This window comes from Rheinheimera sp. UJ63 (assembly GCF_021568285.1).
Classification (GTDB): Bacteria; Pseudomonadota; Gammaproteobacteria; order Enterobacterales; family Alteromonadaceae; genus Alishewanella; species Alishewanella maricola.
On record NZ_JAKGTQ010000001.1, the window covers coordinates 80,796 to 99,360 of the forward strand.

At 44.8% G+C, this 18,565-nt stretch carries 15 protein-coding genes; 2 read left to right on the plus strand and 13 right to left on the minus strand.

Annotated elements, in window-relative coordinates:
* Positions 1-207 precede the first annotated feature (207 nt).
* From L1N97_RS00360 to L1N97_RS00375, 4 genes are all read right to left on the minus strand, one after another.
* Positions 208-1,668 carry a M16 family metallopeptidase gene (locus tag L1N97_RS00360; RefSeq protein WP_236128489.1) on the minus strand — a complete coding sequence of 487 codons (1,461 nt, stop codon included), beginning with the start codon at positions 1,666-1,668 and terminating at the stop codon, positions 208-210.
* Complete coding sequence (locus L1N97_RS00365; protein ID WP_226750780.1) at positions 1,665-3,005, minus strand: M16 family metallopeptidase; 1,341 nt, start codon at positions 3,003-3,005, stop codon at positions 1,665-1,667. Before L1N97_RS00365 ends, L1N97_RS00360 begins: the two co-directional genes overlap by 4 nt.
* Before the next feature lie 115 nt (positions 3,006-3,120).
* Entirely contained in the window at positions 3,121-3,597 is a 477-nt protein-coding gene (locus tag L1N97_RS00370; protein WP_226750779.1) for a LabA-like NYN domain-containing protein, read from the minus strand.
* Positions 3,598-3,725: 128 nt separating this feature from the next.
* The gene (locus L1N97_RS00375) at positions 3,726-4,343 is read right to left on the minus strand and encodes a hydrolase TatD (RefSeq protein WP_229585070.1); all 618 of its coding nucleotides are present in this window, start codon (positions 4,341-4,343) and stop codon (positions 3,726-3,728) included.
* A 163-nt stretch (positions 4,344-4,506) separates the two neighbouring features.
* Between L1N97_RS00375 and L1N97_RS00380 the strand changes: the two genes are divergently transcribed.
* Positions 4,507-5,304 (plus strand): thioredoxin family protein, encoded by a 798-nt coding sequence (locus tag L1N97_RS00380; protein ID WP_236128490.1) that lies wholly within the window; start codon positions 4,507-4,509, stop codon positions 5,302-5,304.
* Positions 5,305-5,323: 19 nt separating this feature from the next.
* On the opposite strand, the gene L1N97_RS00385 is transcribed toward L1N97_RS00380, so the two are convergent.
* The 8 genes from L1N97_RS00385 to L1N97_RS00420 form a co-directional block, all read right to left on the minus strand.
* Entirely contained in the window at positions 5,324-5,944 is a 621-nt protein-coding gene (locus tag L1N97_RS00385; RefSeq protein WP_236128491.1) for an SOUL family heme-binding protein, read from the minus strand.
* A gap of 320 nt (positions 5,945-6,264) precedes the next feature.
* Complete coding sequence (locus L1N97_RS00390) at positions 6,265-8,310, minus strand: amidohydrolase family protein (RefSeq protein ID WP_236128492.1); 2,046 nt, start codon at positions 8,308-8,310, stop codon at positions 6,265-6,267.
* 355 nt (positions 8,311-8,665) lie between these two features.
* Positions 8,666-9,262, minus strand: coding sequence for a DUF2238 domain-containing protein (locus tag L1N97_RS00395; RefSeq protein ID WP_229585066.1), 597 nt, complete (start codon positions 9,260-9,262; stop codon positions 8,666-8,668).
* Between the two features lie 63 nt (positions 9,263-9,325).
* The gene (locus L1N97_RS00400; RefSeq protein ID WP_236128493.1) at positions 9,326-9,985 is read right to left on the minus strand and encodes a glutathione S-transferase family protein; all 660 of its coding nucleotides are present in this window, start codon (positions 9,983-9,985) and stop codon (positions 9,326-9,328) included.
* A gap of 158 nt (positions 9,986-10,143) precedes the next feature.
* Positions 10,144-12,276: a putative bifunctional diguanylate cyclase/phosphodiesterase gene (locus L1N97_RS00405; RefSeq protein ID WP_236128494.1), complete on the minus strand. Its 2,133-nt coding sequence runs from the start codon at positions 12,274-12,276 to the stop codon at positions 10,144-10,146.
* A gap of 175 nt (positions 12,277-12,451) precedes the next feature.
* Positions 12,452-13,798: a Na+/H+ antiporter NhaA gene (gene nhaA / locus L1N97_RS00410; RefSeq protein WP_236128495.1), complete on the minus strand. Its 1,347-nt coding sequence runs from the start codon at positions 13,796-13,798 to the stop codon at positions 12,452-12,454.
* A gap of 100 nt (positions 13,799-13,898) precedes the next feature.
* Entirely contained in the window at positions 13,899-14,186 is a 288-nt protein-coding gene (locus L1N97_RS00415) for a hypothetical protein (RefSeq protein ID WP_236128496.1), read from the minus strand.
* 438 nt (positions 14,187-14,624) lie between these two features.
* Positions 14,625-14,978: a DUF1428 domain-containing protein gene (locus L1N97_RS00420; protein ID WP_236128497.1), complete on the minus strand. Its 354-nt coding sequence runs from the start codon at positions 14,976-14,978 to the stop codon at positions 14,625-14,627.
* Positions 14,979-15,368: 390 nt separating this feature from the next.
* Here L1N97_RS00420 and L1N97_RS00425 point away from each other — a divergent pair, with 390 nt between their 5' ends.
* Positions 15,369-17,156 carry a diguanylate cyclase gene (locus L1N97_RS00425; RefSeq protein ID WP_236128498.1) on the plus strand — a complete coding sequence of 596 codons (1,788 nt, stop codon included), beginning with the start codon at positions 15,369-15,371 and terminating at the stop codon, positions 17,154-17,156.
* A 274-nt stretch (positions 17,157-17,430) separates the two neighbouring features.
* Here L1N97_RS00425 and L1N97_RS00430 read toward each other — a convergent pair whose 3' ends face one another.
* Entirely contained in the window at positions 17,431-18,375 is a 945-nt protein-coding gene (locus L1N97_RS00430) for an ATP-grasp domain-containing protein (protein WP_236128499.1), read from the minus strand.
* Positions 18,376-18,565 lie beyond the last annotated feature (190 nt).

The following is an 18,565-nucleotide window of genomic DNA, read 5'->3' on the forward strand; positions in this document are numbered from 1 at the left end:
TTAGAGTGAATTAAAACGATTGCCTTAATCGACTAATATGATGAAAGCAGAATGCGATGGGCAAATGGCCGTTATGCATCGATGTAGCTGATGTAAACAGTTTGAGGACCTTAGCTGACATAAAAAAATCGCTGGTAGCTTAAGCTGACCAGCGATTTTTCAGTAAGTTAAGCCAAAAAGATTAGCCCAACAAGAAAGGTCGATTGATTAACGACTGGCGGCAAAGCCATCCGCTTGAATTGATACCCGAGTCACTTCGCCCAGCGTTTGCGCAAAAGATGCTAGCTCATCTGCCTTACCCACTAACACAAACTGCAACTGTTGCTGTGGGAAATATTGCTGAATCAGCCGCTGTGTGTCAGCTAAGGTCAGGCTATCCACTTTTTGCTCAAAGTCGTTAATGTAGCCCTTATCTAGCTGATACAAATGCATATTACCGAGTAAATTCGCTAACTGGCTATTCGTTTCATAATCTGGTGGAAACTGGCCTTTCACATAAGCTTTAGCCGAGTCTAAGGTGGCCTGGTCGATGCCCTGCTGCCACAGTTTACTGTAGGTTTTCAGCGCCAATTCAATGGTTTGTTGACTGGTTTCGCTGCGGGTAAAGGTACTGATCTGAAAAGCACCACCGCGGCTTAACGCACTAAAACCTGAACGCGCGCCATAGGTCAGCCCGCTGTTAACGCGCAGCTCATCATTTAACCATGAGGTAAAACGGCCACCTAAAATGGTATTGACCACTTCTAAGCCAACAAAATCAGGGTTGTTTTGACTTACCCCGACACCACCGAACATCAATGTGGTCTCAGTCGCATCGGCTTTATCGACTAACAACACCCGCGCTTTGCTGGGCTTACTGACCTCAGCTAATGCTGGTTTTGCTGCACTTTGGCCTTGCCAGTCAGCAAAACGCGCCGTCAGTTGTGCTGTCAGCTCGCTCACTTGAAAATCACCGGTGACCACAATGGCAATATTATCCGGTTGATAATAACGCTGATAAAACTCAGTAACCGCTTTTAAATCCAGTGAAGCTAATGATTGCTCACTGCCGCTTCTGGCTTTGGCGTAAGGATGGCTGCCATATAGCAGTGCATCAAAATAACTGCCAATCACATTTCTCGGGCTTTCTTTGGCTTGTTGCTGTTGTGCCACTAACCGCGCATGTAATTTGCTAAATTCTGTCGTATCAAACGTCGGTTGCCTTAGCACCGCCGCTAAAATATCCAGCATACTGTCGGTATCTTTTTGCATAAAGTTCATGCTGAGGTAGCTGGCTTCTTTACCGGCCACGCTATTTAAACTGGCACCAATAAAATCCGTGGCTTGCTCTAGCTGTTGCTTGTTTTTATCGCCAGCACCTAACAACAGGCTTTGTGCGGTTAAAAAGGCTTCGCCACCGCGCTGATCCAGCACGGCACCGGCGCTAATGACCGCTTGCACACTTAATAAAGGCACTTCATGTTGCGGCATTAAATACAGCGTTAAGCCATTGGGCAGCACCATTTGCTGATAATCCGGTAACTTAAATGCCGATACCGACGGTGCGTTATCGCTAGCATTTGACGCAGGGGCGGATACTGCAGGTGCAGTCAGGCTGCAACCACTGAGCACAAGGCTGGTGGCCAGCACAAGACCTACCGCTAGCTTATTCTTGATAAAGTGTTTCATTGATCGGTCTCCTCGTTAGCGGCCAAAATGCCAACGGTACGGTTTGCCCGAGTTAAATAGCGTGCGGCCACCCGTTGAATATCGGCGGCACTCACTTGATTAAACAGTTCGGCTGTTTGATATAACTTGCGGTAATCACCAAAATACAATTGGTAAGTACCAATGTTATCGGCTTTACCATTAATGGTTTGCATCTCGCGATAAAAATTCATTAGCTGAATATTTTTAGCTTTTTCGAGCTCATTCGCGGTTACGCCGTTTTGGGCCAACGCGCTTAGCGCCTGCAATAACGCTTGTTCTAAAGTGCTTGCCGCAACCCCGGGGCGAGCTACGGCATAGATATAAAATAAATTGGGATCAAACGATAACGGCACATTGGTGAACACGTTGGTGGCAAGTTGTTGCTCAACGAGGGCTTGATGCAAACGCGAGCTATTGCCGCTGCTTAAAATGGTGCTAAGTAGCTCTAACGCATAGTAATCGGCATCGGAGGTCGCAGGAACATGATAGCCCAGCATAATATTGGCTGAGGTGGCGGAGGCTTTAGTCACAAACACCCTGCGCTCACCCGTTTGCTCTGGCTCGACGGTTTTTACCGCGCGCGGTGCCGGTTGCGCGGGGATCGGCGCAAAATATTGCTCGGCTAAACGTTTTACTTCCGCAAGGGTCACGGCACCGGCAATCACCACTACCGCGTTATTCGGTGCATAATAAGTTTTATGATACTGCTCTAGATCCTTGATGTCCCAGGATTGAATATCTGACTCATGCCCGATTACCGACCAACTATAAGGATGTGCTTGAAAGGCCACGCCTTTCAATGCTTCGCTTAAGGTACGGTAATTGGAGTTTTCCAAGCCGGTGCTGCGCTCAGAGATCACCACGCCGGTTTCACTGGCTACCATGTCTGGATCAATATCTAAATCGGCAATGCGATCCGCTTCTAAATCAAAGATCGTTTCCAGTGCGGTGTTCGGAAACCAGTTGGTATACACGGTTAAATTTTCCGTGGTATAGGCGTTATTCGCACCACCTGCTGCTTCCATCACCTGGTCAAACATTTTCGGGCCGTATTTTTTTGAACCGTTAAACATCATGTGCTCAAAAAAATGTGAAATGCCGGTAATGCCGGGCGCTTCGTTGCGTGAGCCGACTTTCCAAAATAAATACATATTAGCATTCGGGATCGAGTGATCTTCTAACACTAAAATTTGCATACCGTTTTCAAGGGTAAATTGCTGAACTTGCCCCGCGGTATTCGCCAGTGCCGGCAAGGCGGTAATGCTCGCCAGCCCCAGCCAACACGCCCAGCGTCTGGCGGTGGAAAAAAATGTCATAACAGCTCCTTAACGATTACCTGTGCGGTAAATGAGTGCAACACGATATACTTGCTGGCATAGGCTGTAAAGCAAGGCTCAGCCTTAAAACCGCGCTTATGGTTTACATTACTGATTATTTTAATAACAAATCGTCGCTGATCGGGATAAACCGGCTCGCTGCATTCACTAAGGCTTGCGCGGTGAGGCTTGGCACGCCATACACTTCGACTTCGGTGTGATATTTGTCAATTAGCCGCTGTGCTAACAGTGCAAAATCGCCATCGCCCGAGAGTAAGATCAGTGTGTCACTACTGGCACCGTATTCAATCGCATCTAACGTAATACCGACATCCCAATCGCCCTTTGCACTGCCATCAGCGCGTTGTATAAAAGGCTTTAATTTCACTTCAAAACCGATAGCCCGCAGAATATTTTGAAATTGCCGCTGCTTTTCATCGCCACGTTCAATGGCATAGGCAATCGCTTTGACTACGGTACGATTAGCCGTAGCCAGGCGCCAGAAGGCGTTGTAATCAAAGTTGCGCTGATAGGCTTCTCGGCTGGTGTAGTAGATGTTTTGCACATCGACCAGAATGGTCACACTGCTCATCGAAATACTCGTTAAAGAGAAAAAGCCACGCTAACTGGCAATGTAGCGTAGCGCAAGCTTTTTAATGGCGCGCTGCGGCTAATGCCGATAACACTGAGGCAGACAACCGCCGGAGTGCCGAAGCCTGTTCAGCCCGGTTTCACAACAAAATCCCGTGCTCCTAACTCTTTTGCTAAAGCACGTAAGGCGCTTTGCTGTTTTACCGGCTGATACGCAAAACAACTGACATACAAGCCAGCGTCACTGGCGGTGTGAATAAACTGGCAAACCTCACTAAAGCCATGCTGTTTTGGCTGAACAAGCTGCTGATAAGCGGGCGGATTGGTGGCCGGTAAAAAAATCTCGATGCGCTCTACTTCAAGATCGATTAATTGCTGACAAAGCTCTACAGCCATGTCTGCCGCGACCAAACCATAGCTCACCAACGTGATCGGTACGCCATGGCGTTGCTGTTTAAAAGCCGGTATCACCTGTTTTAATAAATCGAGCTGTAATAACGGATCACCAATACCCGCTATTGCCATACCCTGCAGCTCAAACTCGGTAGAGGCTTGCTGCTCATAACCGGCAACATAAGCCTGCTCTGCAGCATCAAGCAGTTGCTCAGCCGTTGGCGCAGCAGCCAGTTGCGTTAATAAGGTGCGGTTATCGCCAAATGTTAATAACGACTGTGCTGCTGGAAGTTCACTGCCACATTGCAGGGTTAAACGCTGATCATCAAAATATCGAAAAGGGCTGGCACTCATAGTGTCTCCTGCATACCGCTAAATAGAGCAAACAGCATGACAAAATGCCGCCACCATCGCAAGGCAGTTATACCTTACGGCTGAAAGCCTACATGACAAAAGGGGCGATATCATGCTAAAAGCTAAGCAACAAACCGCCATTTTATAGCCATTGGAGTGATCTGTGAGCACATTAACCCAGCTAGCCTTAATACTTTTTTGTTTACTGCTGTTCCCCGTACCAGCAGCCAGTGCGCAAGACAGTGCTTTGCGCTATCAGCCAGAACAACAGATCTTGCCAACGCTTCCGGTGTTGGAGCAAAAAGCCTTAGCTGAAAACAAATTGTTACTCGTTGCGTTGGGTGCAAGCTGGTGTCATGACAGTGTGGCGTTACTGGAACACTTTGCCGAGCCGACCTTAGCTGCCGCCTTAGCCGAACGGTTTGAAATAGTGTTGGTTGATGTCGCTTATTTACAATATGGTCAAGCCACCACCACGCGCTATCAGCTGCCCCTTTATTACGGCACGCCGACAGTGATGATTATTGACCCCAGTAATCGCCAGCTATTGAATAAACCCGATTTAATGCAGTGGACCAATGCCGCCTCTTTTGATGAAGCTGCCTACCAGCAGTATTTTTTAACCACCCACTTTAAACAACAATTTACCCAAACACAGCAACCTGCACTAACTGAGGCCTTGCAACAGCAAATTCGTGATTTTGAAGAGCAACAAGCGGCCACCTTAGCAATAGGTTATCAGCACTTAGGCCCGTTGCTTGCCGCCATGAAGAGCGATGCTCAAGCCGATCGTGCTGAGTTTATGGCCGTTTGGGATGAAGTAAGACGTTTTCGCGGCCGTATTATTGCCGATGTGCAAGCGCTGCAACAAGCCGCGGCACTTGATGCCAGCTCGCCGTTAAAGATACCAAGCTACACCGCGTTTAGTTTTCTAAAACCGGCCGAAGCGGACAAAGAATAAAAAATCACGTTGTGTTGCGCTATGGTGCAACAATCACTGGCACTAACACTTCATTGCGACGCATAAACCAAGGCATTAATGGCGGGTTATAACGAGCCCAAGACGGCTCACCCGCTACTTGGTATCCCTTGTCGTTGATCCATTGCATCAATTTCTCTTTGTGGCGCAAATAGCCCTTCTCATTCCAAAAACCGGAATAAGTGATAGCGGCCATGCGTTGTGCTGGCACTTGCCGAATTTTGACTAAAGGGTCACGCGGCTCTGGAATGGTCTCAAGCGTAAACTCTGCTGGCATCATAAAACTGACTAACCAATGCCCGGCTTGCTGTTGCTGGCCGACCGGTGTGGTCATATCAATTTTTTGCCCTTCTGCAGCTTGACCAACCGGTGTGGTCATAGCAATGTCTTGCCGAGCGGCATTATTACCCGAAATGTATTTAAACAAACGCTGAAACGCCGCATTACCTGCCTCATCAAACTCGGCCGCAACGGCGGTTTCTGCCACGATATGCGGCTCGTATAAGCGCAGTTCAAAATCGCGCTCAGACACTTCAACCGCATATTTTGCCTCTTCAATAGCCAACGCTTTAACCGCGAAAAGCGACAACAGTAATAACAGAGTTGTTCTTAATAATGTCATTTTAAATATCCTTAGATTGAACGCGCATTACCTAGGAAACGGCAACACAGCATTCGGTTGTTAGGGCTATCAACGCGCTTAAGCCACAATACGATCAATTTCACGGCGGTTTTATTTATTAAAGATGAGAGGGGTTACTCCGAATCACGGCATCGGCATAACAACGCTTGATGAAACAGTACTTTTACTGAAGGATAACAGGCAGTCTAAACAGTGTAGAGATTGCAGCAGGCGCTGCTGCAACGCCCTACTGCAGCAGATAGGTAGATAAATGCGGTAGGGCCAAAATCGCGCCCTACTGCACATTTTAAAGCTAAGGCTTATTCTACCATTAAGGTGCGCACAGCCGGTTTATCTGTGAACGGTTTGATACCTAATTTAGGATAAACTTCGCTTGGGTAATAAAACACGCCGCCGCGAGATACCAAGCGGATTGTTTTCACCGCTTTAAAATCGACGGTGGGATCATTCGGCACTAAGAAAAAGTCGGCTAATTTGCCCGCTTCAATACTGCCAAGCTCAGTATGCCCCATATATTTGGCCATATCGTAACTGGCTAATTTCAGCAGTTCGGCAGGGCTAAAGCCAAGCTGTTGATACAGTTCTAGTTCACGGTGCAGTGTAAAAGCACCACCTAAATCAGTACCGGGCACTATAAAGATGCCTTTTTCGCGCATCATGGTTAATGTTTTAACAATTTGCTCGTAAGCACCGCGATAAGCCGCATCTTGTTCAGGGCTTGTCACCTGCACCATCGACACCTTGGCACTGCGCTGCACACCCGGTGGCATGTTATCAATGTAATCTAATACCGCACGCTGTGTTTTACCGTTGCGCGATAACAACAAACGCTCGTGAATGGCTAACGTGGGCTCCATCGCAACGTTATTATCACGCATCAGCTGCAAGGTATACTGCACAGGCTCACTGTTTAAATCCAGCGCGGGTAAGCGGTCTAAGGCAGTTAAGCGCAGCAAGGTGCGCGTATCTTCATCTGGCTGTAACACCCAACCGAGCATCACTTGGTTGATATGCGTCAGCTCATGATAACCGGCTTTGATCATGGCATTGGCATTAGAAAACGCGGGTACGTGACCGGACACGCGCATACCGCGCGCTTTGGCAAGCTCGGCCATCGCCGGTACCCACTCACCTTTCATACTGTTATAAATTTTGATACCCGGAAAACCGTTATCGGCATAGGTTTGCACTGCGGCTAAAGCCTGTGCTTCGGTTTCAACTAAAATACCGTTGTTATTGTTGGTGGGGCTTTTACCTTCAATCATGCCATAGCGGGAAATGCGCGGCCCGGCCAAAATACCCGCATCAATTTTACCGATTAACTCACCCAGTACCTCTAACGAGTTACCCATGTCACGAATTGACGTAACACCCGCTAATACATTCATTAAGCCATCATCATCGCCAACATGGCCATGCATATCATATAAACCGGGTAACACGCTGCCGCCATTACCGGCAATTTCGGTTTCACCCGGTTGTGTGGCTTCCTCTAACGGGGCAATGCGCTCAATACGACCGTCTTTAACCAATACCGATACCGGCTCAGATAAAGCGAGTTGCTCTGGTTGAAATACCCGCACATTGCGAATACGCACGACGCCATCGTAACGATGGGCAAACTCTGCCTGAATGGCTTCAAAGCGTTGGGTAGAATAATTCGCAGAGCGCTGACGCAGCTGCGCTTCTTCTGCTTCAAAACCTTCACGGATCACAATAAAACGCGGGTTAATAAAGGCAAAAAACTGCAGTTTCTCATCGAGCACTAAATAATCGGGATCTAAATCTGCACCCGATAAGGCATAAGTGCTTACTGTTAATTCGCTGCCGTTATTCTCAACAACCAGGCTTTCCAGCTTTTCTATTGATAATTGCCCTGCAGGTAACGCCGGTAACATTTTGGCTGGGGTATCTAATAACGCCTTGGCCATAATATAGGCACTATAAGGGCTGCTATTTTGTGGCACATACAAGGCCATACCCGGCACAGTTTTTTGATCAGCACCGGTGGCATCTTGCCAACTAACATGCTCGGCAGAGCGCTGCATCTGCTCGCTGATACTATTACCAAAGGTGGTATTACCCTTAATTTGCCATGCCGTAGGTAACCCCTGCGCATCTAAACTGAGGATCTCTTTTGAGGCAGGGCCGCGACCATTGCTTTTATAATCATAATCAATACTGATCTGACTACCGGCAGTCATAACATGCAAATGCCCAACACGGTTGCCATTTAACATCACCGTATAATTATCTTCGCTGGGTGTTTCGCTAATCGAGGTTGGCGCCGGTTTGGAGCAGCCAAACAGCATGCCCAACATGACACTACATAACAATAATCGCATTTCAGCTCTCCTTTGAGGCTTTTAAAAGACTGATGGGCTGCAACTCATCTGGATAAGTATGCAACGGGCATACAAGCTGGTAAGTGTATTTAAACGCTGTGCTGCAAGCCCCCTTGGCGGTGGTGACGCTTCTGCTAACACAGCTGCTTAAAATGAGTCTATCCTGCACTGCGCAAAACACCAATGGCTGCGCGGCTAGTGCACTTCATTAAAAGACAATTAGTAGAAATGTGCTTGTTCCACAACAATTTGTGCGCTTTTTTATCGATTGCTTGGCTAGCGCAAACTGTTAAGCAGGCTATTTAGCGACCCAAGCTATCTTCACTGCGCTGCCAGATGAGCGTAAATGCCTATTTTATGACACCCATTTTGCTAATTGTTTATTGTGCGCCGCACTGAGCAACACTAAAGCCATAATAGCCCCAAGTAAGGCCAAGCCCATATCCGATTGCGTATCCCAAACATAACCCTGAGTACCTAAAAAGGCTTCAGCGTCTTCACCCGAAAGCAGCGCTACCCACCATTCAATCAATTCGTAAAAGGCACTAAACGCTAAACAAATTGCAATAATAATAGTGTTACGCCAAGCGTCGCCATTGACTACCGCTTTACGAATTAAAATTTCTCTTGCCAGCAAGGCCGGTACAAAGCCCTGAAAGAAATGCCCCACTTTGTCGTAATTATTGCGCTCTGCGCCAAACAAACCATCGAAAAAAGGCACTTCTGCATAGGTGTAATGCCCACCAATCATCAGCACAATGCAGTGCAGTAAAATAAAAAAGTACAGTAATGGCGTCAGCCGAAACGATTGATAGGTAGTAATAAGCAACACCAAACCGATGATCGCCGGAGCCACCTCCAATAGCCAAGTAAACTGATCTTTAGGCGTAATGCCCGACCAAATGAATACTGCGCTAAAAATACTCAGCCAAAGATACTTAATTTTTATCACTCCTTATTATGTTAAGCCGCTAAACACCTGTCGTTGGCATAATGGCCATTTACCGCCAACGCCTTAGGACACTTTAATTGACGCTAAAATCTTCTGCTCACCTTTTAATACGTGCTGTACCGATGGCAAAGCTTTGATCCGAAGGTAAAGCGAGTAGAGCTTTGGAAAACGCTCTGCATCTAGTGTTTCTCCGCCATGCTCCATATTGATCAGCTGACAGGTAAAGGCTAAATCCGCCAGCGTTAAGCTATCGCCAACAAAGAATGGCGACTCGCCGAGCGTTTGTTCAAGATAAACAAAGTGCTTAGGTAAAGTGTCAGTGAGTGCCTGCTGCACCGCGGCTTCATCAACCGGCTTTTGCTTGCTGGGGTTTAACACGCGTTGTTGAAATACCGTAAAGGTGCTGAGCGGCGCTAACTCATAGTCAGCATACTTTTCCAGCCAGCGTACTTTGGCTCGCTGCTCGGCGCTGTGCCCCATTAATGGCAGGCTATCGGGGTATTTGTCCTCAAGGTATTGGCAGATCACGCTAGAGTCTGCTAACACAGTATCACCATCTTTTAAGGCGGGTATGCGCCGTAGCGGGTTAAAGTCAGCAAACCACTGTGGCGGCTCAAAAGGTAAAACAATTTCAAGTTTATAGTCTAAGGCTTTCTCAGCTAGGCAAAGCCTTAGCTTACGAACAAAAGGTGAAAGTGGCACACCATAAACAATCAAACTCATGATTATTCCTTATCAAGAACAGTATTTTGGGTGGCGTATTAACCCTGTAACCATTTTTAACGCGGGTTACCACCTATTGAACAATCAAAAATGCCTCATTCTTGCACTGCATAACTGATTGCACGACAAACAACGCGCGTGTTTTTTATAAAATATCATTAGCGATGGCTCTGTGCATAACTCAAAAAGTCGTTTTCAGACAGTGGCTTACTAAAGTAAAAGCCCTGATAAACCTTAGCGCCAAGTTCATTGAGAAGGCTGACTTGCGCAATAGACTCCACCCCCTCAATAACCAAATCTAAATTCAGTTTCTGAGTAATCTTAATGATCGCTTCAAGGATCACCTCATTACGCCGGTCTTCGACAATATCATCAATGAAGGTCTTATCAATTTTAATTTCATTTACAGGGAGCAGCTTTAAATAATTTAATGACGAGAAGCCAGAACCAAAGTCATCTAACGAAAAAGTCACGCCAAATTCTTTTAATATATTCATTTTCAACATCGACTCGTCAAGATTTTGAATCACCGTGTTTTCAGTAATTTCCAATACTAAACTTGCTGCTGCATCCATCAAGCCGTTAAATTCGTTCAATAAAAAGCTAAATCGTTCCACAAAACGTTCATGGTTGAATTGAACTGGGCTAATGTTAATCGATAATTTAAATTCTGATGGAATGATTAAATGTGACCAAGACTTGATGCTCTTTATTGCTTCAGTTAATACCCACTCCCCCATTGGTACGATTAACCCCGTATCTTCAGCCAAAGGAATAAATTCTGCGGGAGAAATGATCCCCTGGGTGGGATGGCGCCATCGAATCAACGCTTCAGCACCCACTAGCTGGTTATTGCAGTTAACTTTGGGTTGATAAACAAGGAAAAATTCATTCCTACTAAGCCCCTTGCGCATATCTGTTTCAAGTTGATTACGGCGCACTAGGTCTAATTGCAATGATTCATTAAAGAAGCTATATCTATTTTTACCACACGATTTTGCATAATACAGTGCTAAATCCGCTTGTTTAAGTAGTTCAAACTTATTGCTGGCCGTATCATTGAAAAGGGTAATACCAATGCTGGAAGTAATATAGAACTCATGGTTTTTACAGAAAAATGGCTGTTTAAATAGCTCACGAATTTTTTTCCCTAAATTTTCAGCGTTTCTGTAGGCTGTTTCAGGAGTGACACCGATATCTTCTGCCAGTATCAAAAATTCATCACCGCCGAATCTCGCAATCATATTGACGTTCGATAGGCTATTACTCAGTCGCTTAGCGATATTTCCTAACAATAAATCGCCTATGTCGTGGCCAGAGGTATCGTTTACCACTTTAAAATCGTCTAGGTCGATAAACAACAAAGCATTTAATGCTAAGGGTTTTGAATTTAGGATCAGCTTTTTCAACCCTTTATTAAACGCCGCACGATTCGGAAGCTGGGTTAACTCATCTGTAAATGCCAGGCTATATATTTTCTCTTGAGCACTCTTTTTTTCATCAATATTAGCTTGAATACCTGCAGCTCTGATCACTTCATGATGTTCATTGGCAATAAAGCGGCCTTTTGACCACAACCAATGAATGCTACCATCGGGCCAGCGACACCTAAACTCGACGTCATAATCCCCCCCGATTCGCATGGCTTCGTTAAATACTTGGTCGACTCTACGTTTATCTTCTTCAATAATATGCGAAAGAAAGGTTTCATAGCTCCAGTTTTCCTGCATAGTCAAATGACCAAACAAGTTATCATGTCTAAGTGAACGCTTAGTTTCATTCGTTTTTAAATCAAGATCCCAATAACCAAGCCCGGCTGACTCTAAAACGAAATCTAAACTTGCCTCTCGTTCACTGGCAATTTCTCGTGATTTTTTATACCGCGTTGTCTCAAACGAATGCCCAATATAATATTGGCATTGCTCACCATTGATTGATAAGGGGGTTAAATTTAACTCTATCCAATATTCCTGTCCGGACTTGGTATAGTTAAGTAATTCACCATTAAAGGGCACTTCATTTTTTATCGCGTTGCGAATTTGCGCGATGACGTCTGGGGATGTATCCACGCCCTGCAAAATAGAGGGCTTTTTACCCAAAACCTCATGGGGTTCATAACCAGTAACACGGGAGAAAGCCGCATTCACATAGAGTATTTTTAAGCCATCTTTATCCAGGTTTGGATTATTGGTAATAATAATAATTTGATCTAAGAGACTAAAACTTTTTTCCATTATGGCAATAAGTTCTTGCGGCGCTAATTTCAAACAACTCGACAAACTTAATTCCATAACATGGTCAACTTTTAGGTTATTGCTTTATTAAACAATTCAAGACAATCATAGCTTAAAACGGAGATTAAAGCTGGTTTACGCCAACACCGTAGCATTTTTACTGGCAATGATGAAAATGCGCTGTGATTGGCTAGACTAGCGCAGCGCATGTAGAGATAGCGACATGTCAATATCAAGTTTTTTTAACTTTTTTGGCCATAATTAAAAAATATAACACGCCCAGCATAGCAGAAATAACGGATGCAACTAGAATTGCCGTTTTTGCATTGTGCAGATGCTCGGGCTGTGCGTCAAAAGCCAGCGCGGCGATAAACGTCGACATGGTAAAGCCAATACCGGCTATAAATGAAACACCAACAATATGCTGCAAATGCATGCCTTCGGGCAAACACCCTAATTTGTAACGTAAACCGAGCCAGCAAGCACCAGAAATACCCACAAACTTGCCCACTACAAGACCTGCAATAATGCCTAAGCCGGTTGGGTGCATGACACTATCAATGAAAGAGCTAACGCTCAATACCACGCCAGCATTGGTTAAAGCAAACAGCGGTAAGATGAATAAAGCCACTGGGCGCACCAGTGCATCTTCCCAGCGACGTAAGGGCGTTGTTGCACGCTCTGCAAAGTCACGCACATCTAACACGTGTTCGTGATCCCGTTTACTACCCAGTACATCGACTGTTTTTGTCTTTTGCAGCATCCCACTGATCACTTTTTTTGCTTTGTTAAGCAATGCACTGGAAGCTAACTTTGGCCTAGCTGGCACCGTAAAAGCAATGGCAACACCGGCAATGGTGGGATGCACGCCAGATTGAAGCGTCATCCACCAAGTAATAACGCCCGCCACTAAATAAAATAACGGCTCTCGTATGCCCGCATAATTTAATAACGCTAAATAGGTAATAGATATCAATGCCAAGCACAAATAAATGATATTTATTTGTTGCGAGTAAAAGATGGTAATCACCAGAATTGCACCAATATCGTCAATAATGGCAAGGCCGACAATAAAAGCCAGGAGTCTGACGGGGATCTGTTTTCTGACAATTGCCAGCACACCAAGGGCGAAGGCGGTATCGGTCGCCATCGGTATGCCCCAGCCAATTTGTGATTCAAGCGACCAATTAAACAGTAAGTAAATAAGCGCAGGTACCACCATTCCCCCCACAGCACAAAGCATTAGCATGCGCCGTTTTTGTGGTTGTGCCAGATCCCCCGCGAGAAACTCTCGTTTTATTTCCAACCCTAGCAAAAAGAAAAAAATCACCATCAAACCATCGTTGATAATGTGTTTTAGTGAGGCATGCAGTTCAAAAACACCGATCGAAAACCCCAGCTCGGTATGGATGAGATTAAGGTAGGCAGTGGCATAATTAGAATTTGCCCACCACAGGGCTAACAGGGTTGCCAACAATAGAAACACACTGGACGTTTTTTGAGCACGGGTAAAACTAGAAAATGGATGATGCATATTTTCTAAAGCCCGCTCTAGCAGATTCTTACTCTGATTAGCCATGCTATTTTGGTGCTATTCCGGTTGATATGTCAGAAATAAAACGCAAGAAATACGCTTTGAAAGAGAAACGTTCGCTTGTTGTTACGATAATATTGACCGCTTACTTAAACCTAGAAGTGGCAGATTTCAGTGCGGCACCAAACGAATCCCAGACACTATCAACACCGGCTTTAAGATCTTCCCATGCATTGTCATTGGCAGCTTTAAGTTCTGCCAATTTTTTACTGGCCAGTTGTTGTAACTCTCGCAGTTTCTCAATTTGTTTGTAGTACTCCAGTTGACTTTCGGCTTCTACCTTACTGGCTTTGGCCTTAAGCTTGTCTATCTGGATGGACCATTCATCTAATTGTGTTTCTAGCTTATGTTGGTAATTTTCTTTGATTGTCATTACAACTCTCCATTTCAAACATCATTGTTTTTGAAAAAACTGTGGCATAGCAAACTTGCCATAAAACTTATTAAGACAGCGCTGCTAAATTGCTTTGTTTAATGGGTGGTTTTTTGCGCTTCAGATGGAGGGGCCTAGCCTAGAAATGAAGTTGTAAAAATTTAAGCTCTTGCTGATACAGCGCTCGTTAAAAGAGCTCTCACTTAACTATAGCCTATGTACAGCATTAAGTAGGAAAACTGTGCTTGTTGGCAGCCACTGTTCTCACCTAACTTAAATGCTTTAATGCCGAGTGCTCACTTTAATTTTTATGTTTTAATCAATTAATTTTATATGAAGTGACTCATAAGCTTAATAACAGCAGCTAGCCATATTTGCTGAACAAACTATGGCTAAAAAGCATCAAGCACAATGATGCTTATCTGTAGTTAAGCTTTTTTAAGCCTCTAAAATCACCTCAAAGCCACCATAAATTAACCGTTTACCATCAAACGGCATGGGGTTTTGCTCTGGCTGCATACGTGGATCCGTCATAATGGCAGCCCAGCCTGCTGCTCGTGCCGCTTTTGATGGCCATACCACTGACGAAAACACCACAGTCTCATTGTCTTGGCACTGAACGGCTTTTAAAAAAGACGTGTGCTCACCATCAGGCACACTCTCACCCCAAGACTCGGTAATACTCAAGGCACCATGTTCTTTAAATACCACCGCAGATAATTTGGCATGTTCAATGTATTTTTCTTTATTTGCGGTAGGCACCGCCGCCACAAAACCATCAACGTAAGCCATCTCGTTCACCTTTATTTCAATGATTAAAAGTTACATGCTTGATAGTAGTCTAAACATCCGTTTTTCGGCGACTTTCTTGTGGCTTAACTAATAGGAGTTTCGCTAAGCTCATCTTTTGCTTTTGGTAACAAGCTGCAAATTGCTTTGTGATGTAGAAAAAGAATTGGAATAATTCAATTTCATCAGTGCCTTAGAAGTTAGATTTTTAGGTATGTAAAAACGTGAGAGATCCTGAGCTATAATCTGATCTGTACCAGTACACTTTACCACACACTGTTGCTGGTCTGGGTTAAGCTTTTGCTTGTTTCCGTTGATTGCGCAATATCTTACCAACACTTACTTTATTGGCTTAGATATAATAGGCTATCGTTAAAAGAGGGTTGGCCATTATTGGCTATCTTGCCAGCACAGCTTGTATGCCTCACCCCAATAACGTTGAGTAAGAATGGATCACCGTCATTACCTATGAACTGCTGCCAAATGCTCATAAGAGCAACTTTTCTCGTTGTATTGTGTTTGTGGTCACTTTTAGCGATCGCAGACACCGCACTTACTGACACTGAAATTGCGCTTGTCAATGAGCGTTTATTTTTACTTGATGACCCAAAATCCAGCTTAACGCCGCAGCAAGCTTTTGCAGCATACACACGCGATGAATTTACTCACAATACTCAAAATAAAGTGAGTTTCGGTTTTACTCAAAGCACAATCTGGGCGGTATTACCTGTTGAAAATGTCACAGATGCGCCTTTGCACAGCGTGATAAAAATTGATAATGCCTGGTTAGATAATATTGATCTGTATTTTTTTACTGCCGACACATTGATTCACCAGGTGTCTACAGGCGATAACGTGCCTTTTTCAGAACGCTCACGCCAAGATCGCATGCCCTCGGTTGCGCATGAATTTCCGCTGGGCACGTCTCATGTACTATTTCGAATTAATTCTGAAGACCCTCTGACCATTCCTATCTATATGGGCAGCGAAATGGCAATGGCCAAAGCCTTAACCAAAAATGCATATGTTTATGGCGCGTTGTATGGTGGCTTACTGATACTGCTGATATACAACTTAGCATTGTATTTTTACTTAAGAGAAATCAGATATTTACTTTACCCCATCTACCTGTTTGCCTTTACTGCATTTAATTTCACTTATACCGGACATGGTTTTTGGCTGCTTTGGTCTGGATCGGTCAGCCTGCAGCAGTGGTTAATGCCAAACCTGATGTTTTGCTATTTGATCTCAGCAGTCATGTTTACTATTGGCTTTTTAAATACACGGACTTTTTTACCCGCTTTGTATGCCTACAGGCAGCGCATCTATGCCAGTTTACTAGTAATAGCGGGGCTGATATTTTTGTCTGGTGATCGCGCATTTATCATCATGATCCAGTTGATTATGCTAACTCTCCTATCGGTTTGGATGCTCGTGGTTGGATGCCTGGCCTACAAAAATAACGATCCGCTAGCCAAGTTTTTTATCCCCGCAATCATTATGGGAACCGGCGGTGCAACCATTTCTAGTTTTGCCACTTGGGGCATTATTCCTTATTCGCAATGGGCGTTTCGAGGGATAGAAATAGGCATGCTGTTAGAGATGTCATTGTTGTCTATATCTCTTGGGTTTAATTTTAAGTTAGCGCAAGACGCTCGAATAGTCGCAGAAAGCAATGCCCTGCATGATCCTCTCACCAACTTGTATAACCGCCGGGCATTTTCTAAGCTTGTTTACCCGAGCTGGGAGTTGGGTAAAAGGCACAATAATCCAATGTGCATCATGTTGATGGATTTAGATTGGTTTAAACGAATTAATGATCGATTTGGTCATACCGCAGGCGACAGCGTGCTAAAAGCGGTGGCTAAAGAAATTAAAAGTCGCCTACGTGATTCTGATATCCCATTGCGCTGGGGAGGCGAAGAATTTTTAATATTTTTACCCAATACTAATAGTGATCAGGCGCAACAACTCGCCAATGGTCTGCGAGCGCAAATTGAAAAAATTAACCTGAACAACATAGGCAATGTGACGATAAGTATTGGCGTGGTAAGTGCCACTCCAAATCAAATTGATCTGGATAAATTAATTACTTTGGCTGATGAGGCACTGTACTCGGCCAAAGAGAAAGGCCGAAATACCGTGGTTGTAACAAGTTACAACACACCTGTTGCCGATTAGCCGCACTTTGCATCATTCATCTTGATGCCTTTTAGGGCTAGAGCTTCAGCTATGTTAAGTTAAGCCCCTTAACGACACGTCTATAGGTTTTTACGACATGGTTCAAAGAGTAAGTTAAAAATAGCACGCGTTGAGTCAGGTTTCTCTAAATGATACAACTGGCGCATTGAGCATAAAAACAAAAAACCGCGGCCTTGTAGCAGCGGTTTATGTAATGGCGCAATCCAGACAAGGTGTGCCTTAGCACTAAGATTGCGTCAGCCGATCCGAAAACTTAGGCAGATAATTTATCTAACTCGGCTTTTAAGTAATGTGCCAGCTCAAGCATGCCAAATTGCCCCGCTTTGGCCTCAGCGTCTGAATTATAATTGGTGTTGGTATTTACATCATAGGCATAGCTGTTGCCATCAGCATCTTGGATGGCCTCGATACCCGCAACGTCAATGCCATTCGCTTTTAAAAAAGCTTCATACTGCTCAATAAAGGCGGGGCGATAGTCTTGCAGTATGTCAAATTTCGCTTTGGGCTGTGCCGGTTTTTCATCCGTTGGGCAGAACATATTACCTATTGAGCAGGCATCGGCTGGGCAAAGCTCAAACCCTTCAGAGGTATCCACTTTCACACCATACAAAAACTTACCACCAATAAACTCATGTCGGATGATAAAGGGTTCGGTCGCTTTAATATATTGTTGAATAAGGGTAATGCCATCCACCGGCGCATCAAAATTCGGACCATCAAGATACTCTTGCAGTGCCTGTACCGAGTGAAATAATTGCACACCTTGCCCCTTGCCCGCACGGTTATGCTTGGTAATAAATGAGCCCATGCCTAACGAGTTTGCGGCGGCGATGATGTGTTTTTTGCCTACGGCAGCAATGGTTTTTGGCGTGGCGATACCGGCTTTTTCTAAAGCCAAGTATTGATGTACTTTACTGATCTCTAAACGCAATGCGCCACTGCCGTTGATTACTTTACGGCCATGAAATTCCAGCCAAGCGATTACTGCGCCAGCCAGTTCAGGGGCAAACCGGTGATCACGGGTATGAGAAGAAGCACTCATACGATTATAAAAAACGCCCTCGGGTGGCTCACTGGCTAAATCGATGATGCCTTCATCTAAATGCCATAGCTCATAAGGGTAATTCAATTCATCGAGTCGATTTTGTAAATGCACGGTCCATTCATTGTTTTCATGTAACACGTAAATCTTGCTCATGGTAGCTTGCCCTTAATGACTAAGTTGAGAGTGTGCTGGCTGTCGCCTAAACGTGATAAATAACGCAGCGGTAATCTGCGATGCCTTAACGCTGACTGAGAAATGGCCCAATCAGCTTGCATCGATAACACGTACGCCAAAGCCGATTAAAATGTGATGTCGTTACTCTGTGCAACTGCAGCATTCATTT

Coding starts and splice junctions, on each gene's coding strand:
- L1N97_RS00360 (WP_236128489.1), bottom strand. CDS start 1,668: ATGAAACACTTTATCAAGAATAAGCTAGCGGTAGGTCTTGTGCTGGCC.
- L1N97_RS00365 (WP_226750780.1), bottom strand. CDS start 3,005: ATGACATTTTTTTCCACCGCCAGACGCTGGGCGTGTTGGCTGGGGCTG.
- L1N97_RS00370 (WP_226750779.1), bottom strand. CDS start 3,597: ATGAGCAGTGTGACCATTCTGGTCGATGTGCAAAACATCTACTACACC.
- L1N97_RS00375 (WP_229585070.1), bottom strand. CDS start 4,343: ATGAGTGCCAGCCCTTTTCGATATTTTGATGATCAGCGTTTAACCCTG.
- L1N97_RS00385 (WP_236128491.1), bottom strand. CDS start 5,944: ATGACATTATTAAGAACAACTCTGTTATTACTGTTGTCGCTTTTCGCG.
- L1N97_RS00390 (WP_236128492.1), bottom strand. CDS start 8,310: ATGCGATTATTGTTATGTAGTGTCATGTTGGGCATGCTGTTTGGCTGC.
- L1N97_RS00400 (WP_236128493.1), bottom strand. CDS start 9,985: ATGAGTTTGATTGTTTATGGTGTGCCACTTTCACCTTTTGTTCGTAAG.
- L1N97_RS00405 (WP_236128494.1), bottom strand. CDS start 12,276: ATGGAATTAAGTTTGTCGAGTTGTTTGAAATTAGCGCCGCAAGAACTT.
- nhaA (WP_236128495.1), bottom strand. CDS start 13,798: ATGGCTAATCAGAGTAAGAATCTGCTAGAGCGGGCTTTAGAAAATATG.
- L1N97_RS00415 (WP_236128496.1), bottom strand. CDS start 14,186: ATGACAATCAAAGAAAATTACCAACATAAGCTAGAAACACAATTAGAT.
- L1N97_RS00420 (WP_236128497.1), bottom strand. CDS start 14,978: ATGGCTTACGTTGATGGTTTTGTGGCGGCGGTGCCTACCGCAAATAAA.
- L1N97_RS00430 (WP_236128499.1), bottom strand. CDS start 18,375: ATGAGCAAGATTTACGTGTTACATGAAAACAATGAATGGACCGTGCAT.